This window comes from Variovorax sp. 05L425, from assembly GCF_056397705.1.
Window position 1 is genome coordinate 63215 of sequence record NZ_JBFTNY010000017.1, and the last position, 15272, is coordinate 78486.

The window sequence follows — 15272 nt, forward strand, 5'->3', positions numbered from 1 at the left end:
CCTGATAGATTTCCCGTATGAACCTGGAGCAGGGCGCCGGACGCGCCACCCCCTTGACCCGGATTATCGATGCCGCGCTGCAGCGCGCCGGTGGCTGGCTGCCTTTCGACCGCTTCATGGCGCTGGCTTTGTATGCGCCCGGATGGGGGTACTACGCCAATTCGAGCCGCAAGTTCGGCCAGATGCCGTCTTCCGGCAGCGATTTCGTGACGGCGCCCGAACTGACACCGCTCTTCGGCCGAACGCTGGCCGTTCAGGTGGCCGAGGCCCTCGCGAAGACCGGCACGGATGAAATCTGGGAATTCGGCGCCGGCTCGGGTGCGCTGGCGCTGCAACTGCTCGATGCATTGGGCGATCGCGTGGTGCGCTATCGCATCGTCGATCTTTCCGGCACCCTGCGCGAGCGGCAGCAGCAGACGCTGGCCAGGCATGGCAGCAAGGTCGAATGGCTTGCCGAACTGCCCGAGACCATGCGCGGCGTGATCGTCGGCAACGAGGTGCTGGACGCGATGCCGGTGCAACTGCTGGTGCGGACAGGCGGCGCCTGGTTCGAGCGCGGCGTGGTGCGCGATGGCGAAGGATTCGCCTGGGACGACCGCCCCACCGATCTGCGCCCGCCGGTGGAGATCGAAGGCACTCACGACTACCTGACCGAAATCCATCCGCAAGCCGAGGCCTTCATCGCCACGCTCGCCGATCGCCTGAAGCAGGGCGCAGCCTTCTTCTTCGACTATGGCTTTCCGGAGTCGGAGTACTACCACCCGCAACGCCACATGGGCACGGTGATGTGCCATCTCGGGCACCAGGCCGATGGCGATCCGCTTGCCGACGTCGGCGCCAAGGACATCACCGCCCACGTGAACTTCACCTCGGTCGCGTTGGCGGGCCAGAACGCGGGTTTCGAAGTCCTGGGCTATGGCAGCCAGGCGAGGTTCCTGCTGAACGCCGGCATCCTTCCCATGATGGAGCAGGCCACGCTCGCCGAGCGGAGCATGGCGGCCCGGCTGATCCATGAGCACGAGATGGGCGAACTGTTCAAGGTCATCGGCTTCACGGTGGGGGCGCACTGGGATGCGCTCGGCTTCGCCGAAGGCGACCGGATCCACACGCTGTGAGGCCCGAATAAGCTAGCAACCAACCGTTGGTTGGAGATTCGCGCCGCGCGTCCTAAAGTGGCAGACCGGTCGCTGCCCGCCTGAAGGCTCAGAAGGCGCGACGCCACGATGGATTGTCTGAATGACTGCTACTCTTTCTCCCGAAGCCGACACGCGGAATGCGCCGGCGCAGCCCTTCGAAGTGCGACGTTTCGATGCGCCGGTGGGCGCAGAGATCGTCGGGCTCGATATCTCGAAGCCGATCAACGATGCCGACTTCGCGCGCATCCACCGCGCGCACCTCGATCACCACGTGCTCGTCTTCCGCGACCAGCAAATCACGCCCGCGGAGCACGTGGCGTTCAGCCGTCGCTTCGGGCCGCTGGAAATCCATGTGCTGCATCAATTCCATCTCAAGGGCCATCCAGAGATCCTGATCGTCTCCAACATCAAGGAAAACGGCGAGCCGATCGGCCTGGGCGATGCGGGTGTCTATTGGCACTCCGACATCTCCTACAAGACCCGGCCCAGCCTCGGTTCGCTGCTGCATGCGCAGGAACTGCCGAGCGAGGGCGGCGACACGCTGTTCGCTGACCAGCACCTGGCGTGGGAAGCGCTCGACCCGGCGCTGCAGATGCGCATCGTGCCGCTCAAGGCCGAGCACAGCTACCTGGCCAAGTACGAAGAACTGCGGGCGAAGAATCCGTGGCGGCCCAAGCTGTCGCAAGCCCAGATCGACCAGGTCGCGCCGGCCGTCCAGCCGGTGGTTCGCACGCATCCGGAGACCGGCCGCAAGGCGCTCTTCGTCAGTGAGCACTTCACGACGCGCATCGTCGGACTTCCTCAGGCCGAGAGCGATGCGCTGCTGGCCGAACTCTTCGCGCACAGCGTGAAGCCCGAATTCGTCTACCGGCACCATTGGGCGCCGCACGACCTTGTGTTCTGGGACAACCGCTCGCTGATGCACCTGGCTGCGGGAACGCCGGACGCGTTGCGCCGCAAGCTCTACCGGACCACCGTCGAGGGCGACCAGCCCTTCTGACACCGGGCTCGGGTCTAATCGGCCCTCATGAGCTCCACTTTTTCTCCCGAAGCCGATTTGAGCGTCGCCCATGCGCTCGCTGGCGCGGCGGCGGCGCATTCGCTGCGCCTCTTCCGCACGCCGCTCGACATCATCGCCAAGGCCGACGAAAGCCCCGTGACCCAGGCCGACCGTGCCGCCGAGACGGCGATGCGCGACATCCTCGGCGCCGAACGGCCCGCCGACGGCATCTTCGGCGAAGAGCACGGGCGCGAGCGCCTGGAAGCCGAACGCGTCTGGGTGCTGGACCCGATCGACGGCACACGCAGCTTCATCACCGGCTCGCCACTCTGGGGCACGCTGATCGCGCTGGTGCGCGGTGGCCGTGTGGAATTGGGCATGGTCGACATGCCGGTGCTTGGCGAACGCTGGGTCGGCCAGGCCGGCATCGGTGCCAACCGCAACGGTCAACCTGTACGCGTGAGGGATTGCAAGACCATCGCAGAGGCCCGCATCGTCACCACATCGCCCGACATCTTCAACGCGGCCGACTGGCAGGCCTTCGACAAGCTCAGCCGCCAGTGCGCGATGCGGCGCTTCGGCGGCGACTGTTACGGCTACGCGCAACTCGCGGGCGGCACGATCGATCTGGTGGTCGAAACCGGCCTTCAACCCTACGACTATCTCGGCCCGACCGGCCTCATCGAGGCAGCGGGCGGCATCGTGACCGATTGGGAAGGGCGTCCGCTCGGCCTGCAGTCTGACGGGCGCGTCATCGCCGCCGCAACGCCCGAACTTCACCGACAGGCGCTGGCGTTGCTAGCGGCCTAAACTCTCCGGATGATTCGCTGGCTGATCGTCGTCGTTCTTGCGCTCGTTCTGATGAGCGGGCTCACCCAATGGCTGCGGCGCTTCGGTTTCGGGCGGCTGCCTGGCGATTTCGAGTTCCGTGCCTTCGGACGCGAATGGCAATTGCCGATCGCCAGCACGGTCGTTCTCAGCATGATCGCGGCATTGATCGCGCGATGGATTTGAATCGATGAAAGCCTGCGTCGACCTCGGCGGAACCAAAGTGGCCGTGAGCCTGTCCGCGACCGGTGCTCCGCCGCTGATCGGCCGCCGCAGCGAACCCACCGCCAAGACCGGAAACAACGATGCGGTGGCCGTTCAGATCATTCGGCTGATCGAAGAGGCCTGCGCGGAGCAGGGCGTCGATCTCGCCAGCATCGATCGCGTCGGCGTTTCGTCGGCGGGCCCCTTCGAATTGCGAGACGGCATGGTCGAGCTGGCGACGCCGAACATCTGCGGCGGCATTGCCGGCCCCGCGCGTGGGCTGCCCAACCAGTGGATGACCGCACTGCTCGAAGCGCCGCTTCGCCGGCGGTTCCCGCACGTCCGCGTCGAGAACGATGCAGTCGCTGCACTCGAAGCCGAGCGGCGCTGGGGCGCGCTGCAGGGAGTCGACCATTGCGCCTACGTCACGTGGAGCACCGGCATCGGCGTCGGCCTGTGCGTCGACGGATGCGTCCTGCGCGGCAAGAACGGCAACGCCGGCCACGCAGGACACAGCTTCGTCGTCGATGACGACAGCAATGCGCTGTGCGGCTGCGGCAACGTCGGGGATGTCGAGGGACTGAGCGCGGGCAATGCGATCGCACGGCGATTCGGCCAGTCCGCACCCGACTTGTTCTCGGCGGCCATGCGCGGCGATGCACAGGCCATTGCCACGGCGGACGGGCTCTGCCGGGTCATGGGCCGCATGCTCTACAACCTGATCGCGACACTGGACCTCGAACGCATCAGCCTGGGCGGCAGCGTGTTCTGGAACAACCGCGATTTCCTGTTGCCGCGCTTGCAGGCTCAGATCGACGGCAAGCTCGTTGCATTGACGCGCGGCGCCGTGCTGATTCCCGCCGGCCTCGGCAACACGGTGGGCGACTACGGCGCGTTGGCCCTGATCGCTTGAGGCATCGTCGAGGCGCAGGGTCGCAGTGCTACGCTACTCAGACACGCGCCCAGGAGACAACGATGACGGCCAGCTACGTGGAAATACAAGGCGCCCAGGCGGATGTTGACCTCTGGGATGGGTTGATCACGGATCAGAACGCCCTCATCGCCAGGATGATGCAGAAGATGTCCCGAGTCGGAAGCGCGGATGCAGTGTGGCTCGACGAGCGAATCACGGAGGCGGAAAGTATCGAGAACCGCTTGGTCGTCGGACTCGATCGCGCGCAGCGGCGATTGCGGGCAATGATCTAGGCGTCTATCAAATCCCTCCCGGTCCGAAAAGTGAATTTGTCACTGCCAAATGCGCCATTTGGCCCCTTCACCGGCCGGTCTCACGCAGGCAAAGTGCGCGCTGCCTCAGCGGTTACACGACGGAGCGGACCATGGATTCAGCGATCTTCACTCTTGCAGCACTTGGCGCGTTGGTGGCCGTCGGCTGGGTCATCGATCTGCTTGCGCACCGTACGCCGCCGACGCACTTGGAACGTCTCATGGCGGATCAGATCCGCAGGTCTACGGATGCGATCCGAGGTGAAACCGTCGTCTGAATCACCGGCCTACCTGCCGACGAGCGAACGACCGTCAGGCTGCCATCCGCAGCTTCGCGCTCTGTTCGGCCGCGCATTCGCCGACGATCTCACCCAGCCGTCGCAGTCCCGCAGCGACGGTGTCGTCATAGGGGCTGCCGCAGTTGATCCGCACGTAGTGGTCGAAGCGCGAAGAATTCGAGAAGAGCGTGCCCGGCGCCACCAGGATGCGTTCGCGCAAGGCCGCGTCGAATACCTCCATGGACGAAAGCCGCCCAGGCAGTTCCACCCACAGTTGAAGACCGCCGGGCGGAAGATTCAGGCGGGTGCCTGACGGAAAGTGCGCGGCGATCGCATCGGCCGTCTGCTCGCGCTGATCCTTCAGTTTTTCGCGCAGGCGGCGCAGATGGCGGTCGTAGGCGCCGGTGCCCATGTACTCGCCGGCCACCCATTGCGAGAGTTCCTCGTTGCTGCGCGACTGGGTGTACTTGAGCATCTCGACGCGCCCGTGCCATCTGCCGGCCGACATCCAGCCCAGACGCATGCCGGGCGCCAGGATCTTGTGCAGCGATGCGCAATGGATGACGTTGCCACTGCGGTCCCATGACTTGATCGCGCGCGGCGGCACGTCGGCGTCGAGCAGTTCGCTGTAGGAGTCGTCCTCGATGAGTGCAACGGCGCGCTGCTCGCACAGCGCGACCAGGCGCTGCTTGTGCGCGTCGGGCATGACGCTGCCCAGCGGGTTCTGCAGGTGGGGCACGATCACCACCGCCTTGATGTTGTCGTAGGCGTCGAGCGCCATCTCCAGGGCCTCGATCGACAGGCCAGTCTGCGGACTGGTCGGAATCTCGACCGCGCGCATGCCGAGGCTTTCGAGCACCTGCAGCAAGCCGTAGAAGGTCGGCGATTCGACCGCCACCGTGTCGCCGGGCTGGGCCACGGCGCGCAGCGCGAGGTTGAGCGCTTCGATGCAGCCGTTGGTGACCATCACGTCGTCGGGCGACAGTGCCATGCCGACACGCAAGCCGCGCCGCGCCGCCACTTCGCGCAATGGCGTGCGGCTGCGCGAGGGCGCTGCAGTCGTGAGCAACTCCGGCCGCTGGCGCAGCAGCCGAATCATGGTCGTGCGAAGCGCCTGCGCGGGGTAGAGCCCTGGTGCGCCGCGTGCCGTCGAGAAGTCGATCCGCACCTCGCCCTGGCGCCGACGCGCGACGAATTCCGAAACCTTCGCGTGAATGCCGACGTATTGGGCCGGGTTGGGCGGCTCGTTGGCAGCGGGCTCCTCCATCGTTGCGATCGCGAGCCGGCGTGGACGCCGCACAAAGTAACCGGAGCGATCCCGGGCCTCGACCCAGCCTTCGCTTTCCATCGCGCGGCAAAGCTGCAGTGCGGTGGAAAGGCTGATGTCGTGCAGTCGCATCAGGCTGCGCAACGATGGCAGCTTGTCGCCGGGCTCGAGGGAGCCGGCGCGGATGGCGTCTACGTAACGGGTGGCGAGCTTCCGGTAGAGCGGTGGCGATTCCATGGCTTTGATCCTCGCGCGGTCCGTGTCTTGAAAACAGATGCAGATCCGAAGGAAATCGACCATAACAGACGCTTCTCGAGCCCATCTGTTGTGCTTCAGCTTCCCTTCTGCTGTGCCTGTTTTCTAGGCGACCCGCTGCCTACCATGAAGGCACCCAGATCGTTCTCAAAGAGGTATCACCATGTCGAGCGAACTTTCCGAAATCACCAGTCTTCAAGCGGGCCAGACACTGCGCGTGGCCGTCGACCCAGGCTTCACGATGCTTGTCGCGCAAGGTAGCGTGCGCGTTTGCTCGCCGCCCGCATGGTTCGGCGAAACGATGTTCAGCGCGCGGACCCTGCTGAATGAAGGCGAGGCCCATGTCATCGAGCGCGGCGGCTGGATCGAGGTCTCGGCACTGTCCGCCGCGCAGGTTCGTGGCCTGCCGCAGCCGGCGCGCAAGCCCGAGACGACGGCTTCTCTCGTCGCGCGGCTCGTGCAATTGCTCACTGGCGACGTGGCTTGGCGCCATTGAGTCAGGCCGCCGCGGCGTACTCCTCACGGAGGATCTTGGCGGCCGAGACCATCGCGCGCAGCTTGCCGATGGCCGCGTCGCGCGGCAGGTATTTCATGCCGCAGTCGGGCGCCAGGATCACGTTCTCCGGCTTGATGTAAGGCAGTGCGCGGCGGATGCGCCCGGCGATCGTTTCGACTGATTCGACCTTCGGGTCGGACAGGTCGATGCAACCCACCATCACGCGCTTTCCGTCCAGTTGCTGCAGCACGGAACAGTCCAGATTCGACTGCGCGGTCTCGATCGAAACCTGTCGGCAACTGCACTGCGCCAATTCGGACAGGAAGGAATAACCGCTCGGCCGCTCGTGGATGATCGCGGCGTAACCGAAGCAGATGTGCACTGCCGTGGTGCCGGTGATGCCGTCGAGTGCGCGGTTCAGCGCCTTCAGGCCGTACTGCCGCGCCTTCTCGGGACGCGCCTGCATATAGGGTTCGTCGATCTGGACCACGTCGGCGCCTGCGGCGAACAGGTCGCGGATCTCCGCATTGACTGCGGCGGCGTAGTCCATCGCCGCTTCTTCCTCGCTCGCGTAGTGGTCGTTCTGCGCCTGCTGCAGCATCGTGAACGGGCCGGGGACGGTGATCTTCACCTGGCGGTTGGTGTGGGCCCGCAGGAACTTCAGGTCGTCCACTTCCACGGCATGCCGGCGGACGATCTTGCCGACGATGCGCGGCACCGGGTTCGGATGGCCCGATCGGTCCAGCGCGGTGCCCGGGTTGTCGAGATCAACGCCGTCGAGCGCAGTGGCAAAACGGTTGGAATAGCTTTCGCGCCGGATCTCGCCGTCGCTGACGATGTCCAGTCCGGCTTCTTCCTGTGCGCGGATCGCCATCAGGGTCGCGTCGTTCTGCGCTTCCTCGAGGTACTGCGGCGGAATGCGCCAGAGCTCTCGCGCACGGACGCGCGGCGGAAAGCGACCGGCCAGCTTGGCGCGGTCGATCAGCCATTCCGGCTGCGGGAAACTGCCGACGATGGTGGTGGGGAACAGCATGGTTTTCCTCCAGGGTGAATTGAAGTTCGTACGATTCGGCGGCTCAGACGCCCAGGTAGGCGCGCCGGATCTCGGGCCGCGCCAGCAACTCCTGCGGCACGCCCTCGGCCACGACGTGGCCCTCTTCGAGCACATAGGCGCGGTGCGACACCTCCAGCGCCATCGTGACGTTCTGTTCGACCAGCAGCACCGATATGCCATCGGCATTGATTCGCCGGATGGCGGCGAACATGTCGTGCACGATGCGCGGCGACAGGCCCAGCGAGGGCTCGTCGAGCAGCAGCAGGCGCGGGCGCGCCATGAGCGCCCGGGCGATCGCGACCATCTGCTGCTGCCCGCCGGACAACTCGCCGGCCGGGCTCGCCAGTTTCTCGCGGATGACGGGGAACAGCGCGATCACCTGCTCCAGCGTGTCGCGCCGCTGCGCCTTGGCATGCGGCAGGTAACTGCCGAGCTCCAAGTTCTCCAGGACGGTCATACCGGCGAAGAGACGCCGCCCTTCGGGCACCAGCGCGATGCCGGCCTCGCAGAAACGATGCGGCGGCAGTCGGGTGATGTCCCGTCCGTCGAGGCCGATGCTGCCGCCGCTTGCGCGCAGCATTCCCGCAATGGTGTTGATCAGCGTCGTCTTGCCGGCGCCGTTCGGGCCGACCACGCACAGCAGCTCGCCGGGCCGCACGTCGAGCGAAACGCCCCACAGCGCAGGCGCGGCGCCGTAGGCGACCTGGAGATCCCGGACTTCAAGCATGGGCCTTCCCCAGATAGGCGGTCATCACCTCGGAGCGCTGCATCACGTCGGTGGCCGCTCCTTCGGCGAGCAGTTCGCCGTGATTGAACACCACGATGCGGTCGGTCAGCGCCATCACGGCGCGCATCACGTGCTCGACGAAGACGATGCTCGATCCCTGGTCGCGGATGCGCCGGATCAGCGCCACCGCATCGTCGATTTCGCTCGGCGTGAGCCCGCACAGCACCTCGTCGAGCAACACCAGCCGCGGGCGCGAGGCCAGCGCGCGGGCGAGTTCGAGGAACTTTCGCTGGTGCAGGTTCAGGTCGTCCGGCAGCGCGCCGGCCTTGTCCTGCAGACCTGTGAATTCGAGCCAGGTCATGGCCTGCTTGCGCGCGCTGTCCGGATCGCGGACCGCGCCGCCGAACATCGTGGCGATCGCCACGTTCTGCAGCACGCTCAGGTGCGCGAAGGGCCGGGGGATCTGGTAGGTGCGCGCGATGCCGCTGCCTGCGATGCGGTGCGCGGGCAGGCCGTTCAGGCAGCGCCCTTCGAAGACGATCTGGCCGCCGCTGGGCGTGTAGTGGCCGCTGACGACGTTGATGAAGGTCGACTTGCCGGAGCCGTTCGGACCGAGCAGGCCGAGGATCTCGCCGCGCCGCACGTCGACGTTGACGCTGGTCAGCGCACGCACGCCCTTGAACGATTTGCTCAGGCCCCGCACGCGCAGCAGCAGGTCGCCATGTCCTGCGATCACCGGTGAGGGTCGAACAGGTGTCTCCGCCGATGCCGGTGCCGAGTGGGTCTCTGGCGGCGTGATGGGCTGCGCTGGCCGCCACAGGCGGCGCACGCGCTCCAGAATGCCCTCGGGCATGAACAGGATGGCCGCGATCAGGATGATGCCGATCAGCGCCTTGCCGGCCACCGCATGGTCGGCCGCCGTGAAGCTGTAGAGCAACGCGGTGATGACCACGGCTCCGATCGCAGGCCCGGCCCAGTGGCGCGTGCCGCCGAGCACGCTCATCAGCACCACCGTCAGCGGCACGGTGATGGTGAAGACTTCGCCGGCCGTCACGTACGACAGGAACAGCGCATGGATCCCGCCGGCCACGCCGGCCAGCGCGCACGAGATGGCAAGCGCCTGCAGCTTGTAGCGGTAGGTCGGCACGCCCATCACTTCGGCGGCGTCTTCATCGTCGTGAATCGCGAACAGGCCCGCACCGAACTTCGACACCTGGATGCCCCAGGCGATCAGCAGCGTGCCCACGGCGGCGGCCAGCGCGAGCAGGTAGAACGTCGAGGACTGGGTCGGGCCGATCTTCGGGACAGGCACGGCACTGAGCGGCACGCCCGAGCCGCCATCCAGCGGCGTGTTGACGACGATGGTGCCGATGACAAAGGTGATCGCCAGCGTGAGCAGCGCGAAGAGTTCGCCGCGCACACCCCGGACCCGGAACACGACCGCGCCGAGCGCCACGCCGAGCAGCGCAGCGACCAGCGCCGCCGCCGGCAGTGTCCACAGGAAGGGCCAGTCGTAGCGCGCCATCAGCGTGGCGCTCGTGTAGATGCCGGCACCGAAGAAGGCCCCGTGCCCGAACGAGAAGTAGCCCGAGTAGCCCGACAGGATGTTCCATGAGGTCGCCAGCACGATCCAGCTCAGCATCAGATAGAGCAGCGAGTCGTAGAAGGCGGGAAGGCCGAGTTGCGGCACGAAGGCCAGCGCAACGCCGGCCAGCAGGATGACCACGGGGGTGCGTTTCATCGTCAGGTGGTCTTTCCGGGGCGGAAGACGAGGATCACGATCAGCAGCGTGAAGGACACGATCGGCGCCCATGAGGGCGCGGTGATCGCCATCGTGATGGCTTCGCTGACGCCGATCAGCGTGCCGGCGATCAGCGGCCCCAGCGCGCTGCCCAGCCCGCCCAGCATCACGGCTGCGAAGACCACGCCGACCCAGGCGTACATCTGCGATGGCGCGAGCGTGAAGCTCAGCGCCAGGCACACGCCGGCCACGCTGGCGAGCGCGGCGCACGTTCCCGCGAGCAGCAACCCGAGTGCCTTTTCATTGATGCCGAAGGCCGCGGCCACCGGCGCGTCTTGCGCGGCGGCGCGCATGGCCTTGCCCAGGTCGGTGAAACGCAGCACGGCCCAGACCGCGAACGCGAGACCGACCGCCAGGAGCAGCGTGATGAACTCGGGCACCGGCACGAACAGCTCGCCGATCTTGAACTTCTGCTGCGCGTAGCTCGATTCGAGCTTTCGGAAGTCGGCGGTCCAGATGGCCTGGATCACGCTCTCGGCGATGCCCATCAAGCCGAAGGTGAGCAGCAGTGAGTTGAAGGGCGTCACCGCAAAGCGCGCCATCACCCAATGCAGTCCCGCGCCGAGCGCGAAGAAGGCCGGCACGATGACCACGAGCGTCAGCAAGGGGTCCATGCCCATCGTCGCCATCTGGTAGCAGAGATAGGCGGCCATGAACGCGAAGGCGAAGTGCGCGAGATTGATCAGTCGCAGCAACCCCCAGCTGAGGCTCAGGCCCAGGCCCATCAACCCGTACAGCGCGCCGACGAAGACACCGGAGAGGATGGACTGGGACAGCAGTGAAAGACTGGGCAGTGTGAAGCCAGACATGTCAGGGGGCTAGGAGCTTGGCTCCACCTGCGGTGACTTCCTTTGGCCAGACAACGACCCACTTGCCATCCTGGATCTGCTTGATGCGCATCAGGTCGTCGCCGAAGTTGCCGACGCCGTCGAAACGCAGCTTGCCTTGCAGCGTGTCGACCTTGTGCGTCTTCAGGTAGGTCGCGATGGTCTTGTCGTCCAGGCTCTTGGTATTGACGACGCCGGCTTCCAGGATCTGCCACGCCGTGTACGAAGCGGCGGCCTGCGTCTCGACCGAGGTGTCGGTGAAACCTGCCTTGGCGGCACGCTCGTGATAAAGCTTGATGAACTCGGCGGCGCCCAGGTTGCTGGTGAAGGGCGGCTGCTCCTCGAAGATCGTGGCCGACAGCGCGTTCTTCGCATCCGGCGACGCGAGCAGCGGACCGGGCGCGGGGTAGAGGTAGAAGTGCTGCGGCGGCACATAGTCGATCTTCTTCATCGCATCGAGCAGCAGGTTGCCCTCCAGGCCGATGGCGCCGACCCAGACGAAGTCGGGCTTGGCGTCCTTCACCCGGTTGGCGATCGGGCCGAAATCGCGGTTGCCGAAGTCCCATTCGAGGAACAGCACTTCGGTGAGGCCGCGCTTCTTGAGCACCTCCCGCGCACCCGCGCTCATGAACTGGATCGACGGGAACTTGCTGGTGACCACCGCGATCGTCTTCGGCGGCTTGGCGGATGCGGCAAGGGCATCGAAGAGCGTGTTCGGCACCGTGTTCGCCGGGTCCGAGCCGATCGACCAGGCCGGGAACTGCATGTCGTATTTGGCCAGCGACGGAATCCCCAGCGTGTGATGCACCAGCACCTTGTTGTAGCGCTGCGCCACGCCCATCGCCGAGAGGATCGCGCCGGTGGCGTAGGGGCCCATGAGAAGGTCGACCTTGTCCGCGGTGACCAGTTGCTCGTACAGCGTGCGCGCGAGGTCGGGCTTGGATTGGTCGTCCTTCACCACCCATTCGACCGGCCGCCCGAGCAGGCCGCCGCGCTTGTTGAGCTGCTCGACATAGATCTCGCCCACGACCTTGTGGATCTGCGCCGTGGCCGACAGCGGCCCGGTGAGCGCCAGCGTGCTGCCGATGCGGATCGGCGGGCCGGATGGCGTCTGCGCAAAAGCGACGCCTGCCGCAGCCAGCGCGATGGCCGCCACCGCGCTGCGCCGTCCGATGCCTTCGAAAGTCTGCGTCTTCATGGTCTTGTCTCCTATGAGTTCTTGTGGGCGAAACGGGAAACCGGGGGTCAGTCGACCTGTGCGCCGGAGCGCTTGACCAAGCCGGCCCATTTGCCGAGCTCCGTCTTGTTGAAGGGCAGCATCTCTTCGGCGCGCAGGCTGCGCGACTCGATACCCTGGTCGCGCAGGCGCGCCATGACGTCGGGCTGCGCGAGTGCCGCGCCGGCGGCCGTGCGCAGGCGCTCCAGCGTGGCTGTCGGCGTCGCGGCGGGCGCATAGAGCATGAACCAGGCAACGAGATCGAAATCGGCGATGCCCTGCTCCATCAGCGTCGGAACATCGCTGGCTGCGGCACTGCGCACCGCGCCGCTCGCGCCCAGCGCGCGCAGCTTGCCGGCCTTGATCTGCGGCATCACCGCCGCGGGGTGATAGAACATGAAGTCGACCTGCGACGACATCACGCTCGTCAACGCCATGGCGCCCTCCTTGTACGGCACATGCATCATCTTGCCGCCGAGGCGCTGCGCGAGAAGTTCGCCCGCGAGGTGGCCGGAGGTGCCGTTGCCGGCCGAGGCGAAGGTCACGCCCGCCGGTCTTGCGGCCGCCTGCGCCAGGTCGTTCAGCGACTTGATCGGTGAATCGGCCGCCACGACCAGCAGCGTCGGCGTGTAGCCGACGAAGGCGACGGGTGCGAAGTCGCGCAGCGGGTCGTAGGGCAGCTTGCTGAAGAGTGCCGCGTTGATGGCATGGGTGCCGACGGTGCCCATCACCAGGGTCCTGCCGTCGGGCGTGGCCTTGGCGACGAGGTCGGTACCGGTCGAACCGCCGGCGCCCGCCCGGTTCTCGACGATCACCGGCTGCTGCAGGTTCTTGCCCAGCGCTTCGCCGACGATGCGACCCACCGTGTCGGTCGTGGTGCCGGCGCCGAACGGCACGACCATCCGGACCGGGCCGCGGTCCTGCGCCTGGGCGAGGCCGCCGAAGAGCAACCCGAACGCGACGAACACATTGAGCAGCGTAGGGTGCTTCATGCCGCATCTCCTGGATTCCTGGGCGTCGCCCGGTGCCGCAGTGCGGCGCGAATCTCGTCGTTGTGCTCGCCGAGCGTCGGCGGCGGGCGGACTTCGAGCGCGCGCTCACCATCGAAGCTGACCGGCGATCGCACCGTGCGGAACAGGCCCATCACCGGGTGTTCGGCAGAGGTCATCAACTGGAGGTGCTTCGCCTGCGGGTCTTCGAGCGCCTCGCTGGTGTCGTACATCGGCGCATGGGGCACGTCTTCGCGCTGCAGTCGCCGGCACCACTCGTCGCGTGGCTGCGTGCGAAAACGCTCGCCGAGCAGCTGGATCAACTGCTCCTGGTTCTCGATGCGCGCCTCGCGGGTCGCGAAGCGCCCGTCCTCGAAGAGGCGGGGATGCTCGATGGCGACGGCGAGCCCGCGCCAGAACTTCTCCGGCGAGGACATGTGCAGCGCGATCCACTTGTCGTCGGCGCAGCGCAGCACGTACGACTGCGAGACCCGCGGCCGGCTGTAAGGCCCCATCACTTCATCCACCTGGAAGAAATGCGTGAAGGCGTCGAGGTTGAAATGCGCCATCGCCTCCAGCATCGACACCTCGACCTTGCGGCCGACTCCCGTCCTGCTGCGTTCGAAGAGCGCGCCCAACACGCCGTAGGCGGCATAGAAGCCGGTCAGCGAATCCGCGATGGCCGGGCCCACGACGCGCGGGTTCTCGGGATTGATCAGCAGGTTGAGAAAGCCGCTCGCGGCTTGCGCCACGGTGTCGTACGCGGGCCGGTCCGCTGCCGGCCCGGTGGCGCCGAAGCCGCTGATCGAGCAGTAGATGAGCTTCGGATTGAGCGCGCGCAAACGCTCGGCACCCACGCCGAGCTTCTCCGCCACGCCAGGCCGGAAGTTCTGGATGTAGACATCGGCATCGGCGATCAGCGCATCCAGCACTTCGCGGTCGCCGGCGTCCTTGGGGTCCAGCGTGATGCTGCGCTTGTTGCGGTTGTAGGTCTGGTAGTGCGGGCTGTAGAGGCCATCCTTGAAGGCGCGGAACGGGTCACCCGTCTTCGGCTGCTCCACCTTGATGACATCCGCGCCCAGGTCGCCGAGCAGCATGCCGGCCGCCGGCCCCGTGATGAAGGTGCCTTGCTCGATGACCTTGAGCCCTTTCAGGACGGGGATCATTCCTGGGGTCCGAAGTGGGCCGGCAACGGGCCTTCGTAGACCGCTTCGCGCGTCGCCTGGTATGAGAGCGCAAAACCGATGGGCTGCCGCATCTCTTCGAACATGTGCGCGATCAACCCGGCAGTGCGCGCGAGGATCGGCACGCCCTTGAGCGCCTCCACGGGAAAGCCCGCGCCGAGGAGCACGGCCGGAATCGCGCCCGACACGTTGAGCTTGAGCGGCCTGTCCAGCACCTCGGGCATCAGCGCCTCGACCGCAGTCGCGATCTCGACGAAGCGCAGGTCGGTGCCTGCCTCCTTGGCCGCCGCGAACAGGGCATCGACGCGCGCGTCGCGTTCCTTGTGCAACGGATGGCCGTAGCCGGGGATCGATCGGCCGGCTTCGCGCCATGCCTTCGCCACAGACAGCGCCGCGGCGCCCAGCGGCCGTCCGGTGCTCACCAGCGCATCGATTTCGGCGTACAGGCGGCCAGCCGTCTCGGAGGACCCCAGCACGACCGAACCGCAGCCCAGGATGCCCGCCGCCACGGCACCCTGCATCGCGTCGGGCGCGGCGGCGAAGGTCATGCGCGCCGCCTGCACACTCGGCACCAGCCCGTGCTCGGCAATCGCGACCAGCGCGGCGTTCAGCACCGCGATTTCTCCGGCCGATCCGCGCCTGCCGGTCAGCAGCAGGAAGAAATGATCGACGAAGGAAATCTTGCCGATCAGTTCGCGGGAAAGATCCATCCCGCGGACGACGATGGTATGGGCGTCCGACGTGGAGATGGAAGTGCGTGGCACCGTGGCCTTGCCGATCTTCATG

Annotated in this window: 17 protein-coding genes; 8 read left to right on the top strand and 9 right to left on the bottom strand. The window is 66.5% G+C overall.

The window, feature by feature from the left end; genetic code table 11:
- Positions 1-17 precede the first annotated feature (17 nt).
- From AC1DN9_RS19790 to AC1DN9_RS19820, 7 genes are all read left to right on the top strand, one after another.
- The gene (locus AC1DN9_RS19790; RefSeq protein ID WP_478103104.1) at positions 18-1115 is read left to right on the top strand and encodes a class I SAM-dependent methyltransferase; all 1098 of its coding nucleotides are present in this window, start codon (positions 18-20) and stop codon (positions 1113-1115) included.
- A gap of 121 nt (positions 1116-1236) precedes the next feature.
- Entirely contained in the window at positions 1237-2136 is a 900-nt protein-coding gene (locus AC1DN9_RS19795) for a TauD/TfdA dioxygenase family protein (protein ID WP_478103105.1), read from the top strand.
- A 27-nt stretch (positions 2137-2163) separates the two neighbouring features.
- A complete protein-coding gene (gene hisN, locus AC1DN9_RS19800) occupies positions 2164-2946 on the top strand; it encodes a histidinol-phosphatase (RefSeq protein WP_478103107.1) in 783 nt (260 codons plus the stop codon).
- Between the two features lie 9 nt (positions 2947-2955).
- Entirely contained in the window at positions 2956-3150 is a 195-nt protein-coding gene (locus AC1DN9_RS19805; RefSeq protein ID WP_478103108.1) for a DUF2905 domain-containing protein, read from the top strand.
- A 4-nt stretch (positions 3151-3154) separates the two neighbouring features.
- On the top strand, positions 3155-4081 hold the full coding sequence (locus AC1DN9_RS19810; RefSeq protein ID WP_478103109.1) for an ROK family protein: 927 nt from the start codon (positions 3155-3157) through the stop codon (positions 4079-4081).
- A 62-nt stretch (positions 4082-4143) separates the two neighbouring features.
- Positions 4144-4374 carry a hypothetical protein gene (locus tag AC1DN9_RS19815; protein ID WP_478103111.1) on the top strand — a complete coding sequence of 77 codons (231 nt, stop codon included), beginning with the start codon at positions 4144-4146 and terminating at the stop codon, positions 4372-4374.
- A 131-nt stretch (positions 4375-4505) separates the two neighbouring features.
- Positions 4506-4670 carry a hypothetical protein gene (locus tag AC1DN9_RS19820; protein WP_478103112.1) on the top strand — a complete coding sequence of 55 codons (165 nt, stop codon included), beginning with the start codon at positions 4506-4508 and terminating at the stop codon, positions 4668-4670.
- 34 nt (positions 4671-4704) lie between these two features.
- Here the strand turns inward: AC1DN9_RS19820 and AC1DN9_RS19825 are convergent, their stop codons facing one another.
- On the bottom strand, positions 4705-6174 hold the full coding sequence (locus AC1DN9_RS19825) for an aminotransferase-like domain-containing protein (RefSeq protein WP_478103114.1): 1470 nt from the start codon (positions 6172-6174) through the stop codon (positions 4705-4707).
- A 181-nt stretch (positions 6175-6355) separates the two neighbouring features.
- On the opposite strand from AC1DN9_RS19825, the gene AC1DN9_RS19830 reads away from it, so the two are divergent.
- Positions 6356-6688, top strand: coding sequence for a hypothetical protein (locus AC1DN9_RS19830; protein ID WP_478103115.1), 333 nt, complete (start codon positions 6356-6358; stop codon positions 6686-6688).
- A 1-nt stretch (position 6689) separates the two neighbouring features.
- On the opposite strand, the gene AC1DN9_RS19835 is transcribed toward AC1DN9_RS19830, so the two are convergent.
- From AC1DN9_RS19835 to AC1DN9_RS19870, 8 genes are read right to left on the bottom strand one after another with little or no spacing between them, the layout of a single operon-like run.
- Positions 6690-7721, bottom strand: coding sequence for a uroporphyrinogen decarboxylase family protein (locus tag AC1DN9_RS19835; protein ID WP_478103117.1), 1032 nt, complete (start codon positions 7719-7721; stop codon positions 6690-6692).
- Between the two features lie 43 nt (positions 7722-7764).
- The gene (locus AC1DN9_RS19840) at positions 7765-8469 is read right to left on the bottom strand and encodes an ABC transporter ATP-binding protein (RefSeq protein WP_478103118.1); all 705 of its coding nucleotides are present in this window, start codon (positions 8467-8469) and stop codon (positions 7765-7767) included.
- The gene (locus tag AC1DN9_RS19845) at positions 8462-10210 is read right to left on the bottom strand and encodes a branched-chain amino acid ABC transporter ATP-binding protein/permease (RefSeq protein WP_478103120.1); all 1749 of its coding nucleotides are present in this window, start codon (positions 10208-10210) and stop codon (positions 8462-8464) included. Before AC1DN9_RS19845 ends, AC1DN9_RS19840 begins: the two co-directional genes overlap by 8 nt.
- A 2-nt stretch (positions 10211-10212) precedes the next feature.
- Entirely contained in the window at positions 10213-11079 is an 867-nt protein-coding gene (locus tag AC1DN9_RS19850) for a branched-chain amino acid ABC transporter permease (protein ID WP_478103122.1), read from the bottom strand.
- 1 nt (position 11080) lies between these two features.
- Complete coding sequence (locus AC1DN9_RS19855; protein ID WP_478103123.1) at positions 11081-12295, bottom strand: amino acid ABC transporter substrate-binding protein; 1215 nt, start codon at positions 12293-12295, stop codon at positions 11081-11083.
- Positions 12296-12342: 47 nt separating this feature from the next.
- Positions 12343-13305 carry a Bug family tripartite tricarboxylate transporter substrate binding protein gene (locus AC1DN9_RS19860; RefSeq protein ID WP_478103124.1) on the bottom strand — a complete coding sequence of 321 codons (963 nt, stop codon included), beginning with the start codon at positions 13303-13305 and terminating at the stop codon, positions 12343-12345.
- A complete protein-coding gene (locus AC1DN9_RS19865) occupies positions 13302-14468 on the bottom strand; it encodes a CaiB/BaiF CoA transferase family protein (protein WP_478103126.1) in 1167 nt (388 codons plus the stop codon). Before AC1DN9_RS19865 ends, AC1DN9_RS19860 begins: the two co-directional genes overlap by 4 nt.
- On the bottom strand, positions 14465-15271 hold the full coding sequence (locus AC1DN9_RS19870; protein ID WP_478103127.1) for a citryl-CoA lyase: 807 nt from the start codon (positions 15269-15271) through the stop codon (positions 14465-14467). The genes AC1DN9_RS19865 and AC1DN9_RS19870 overlap by 4 nt, the downstream gene beginning before the upstream one ends.
- Position 15272 lies beyond the last annotated feature (1 nt).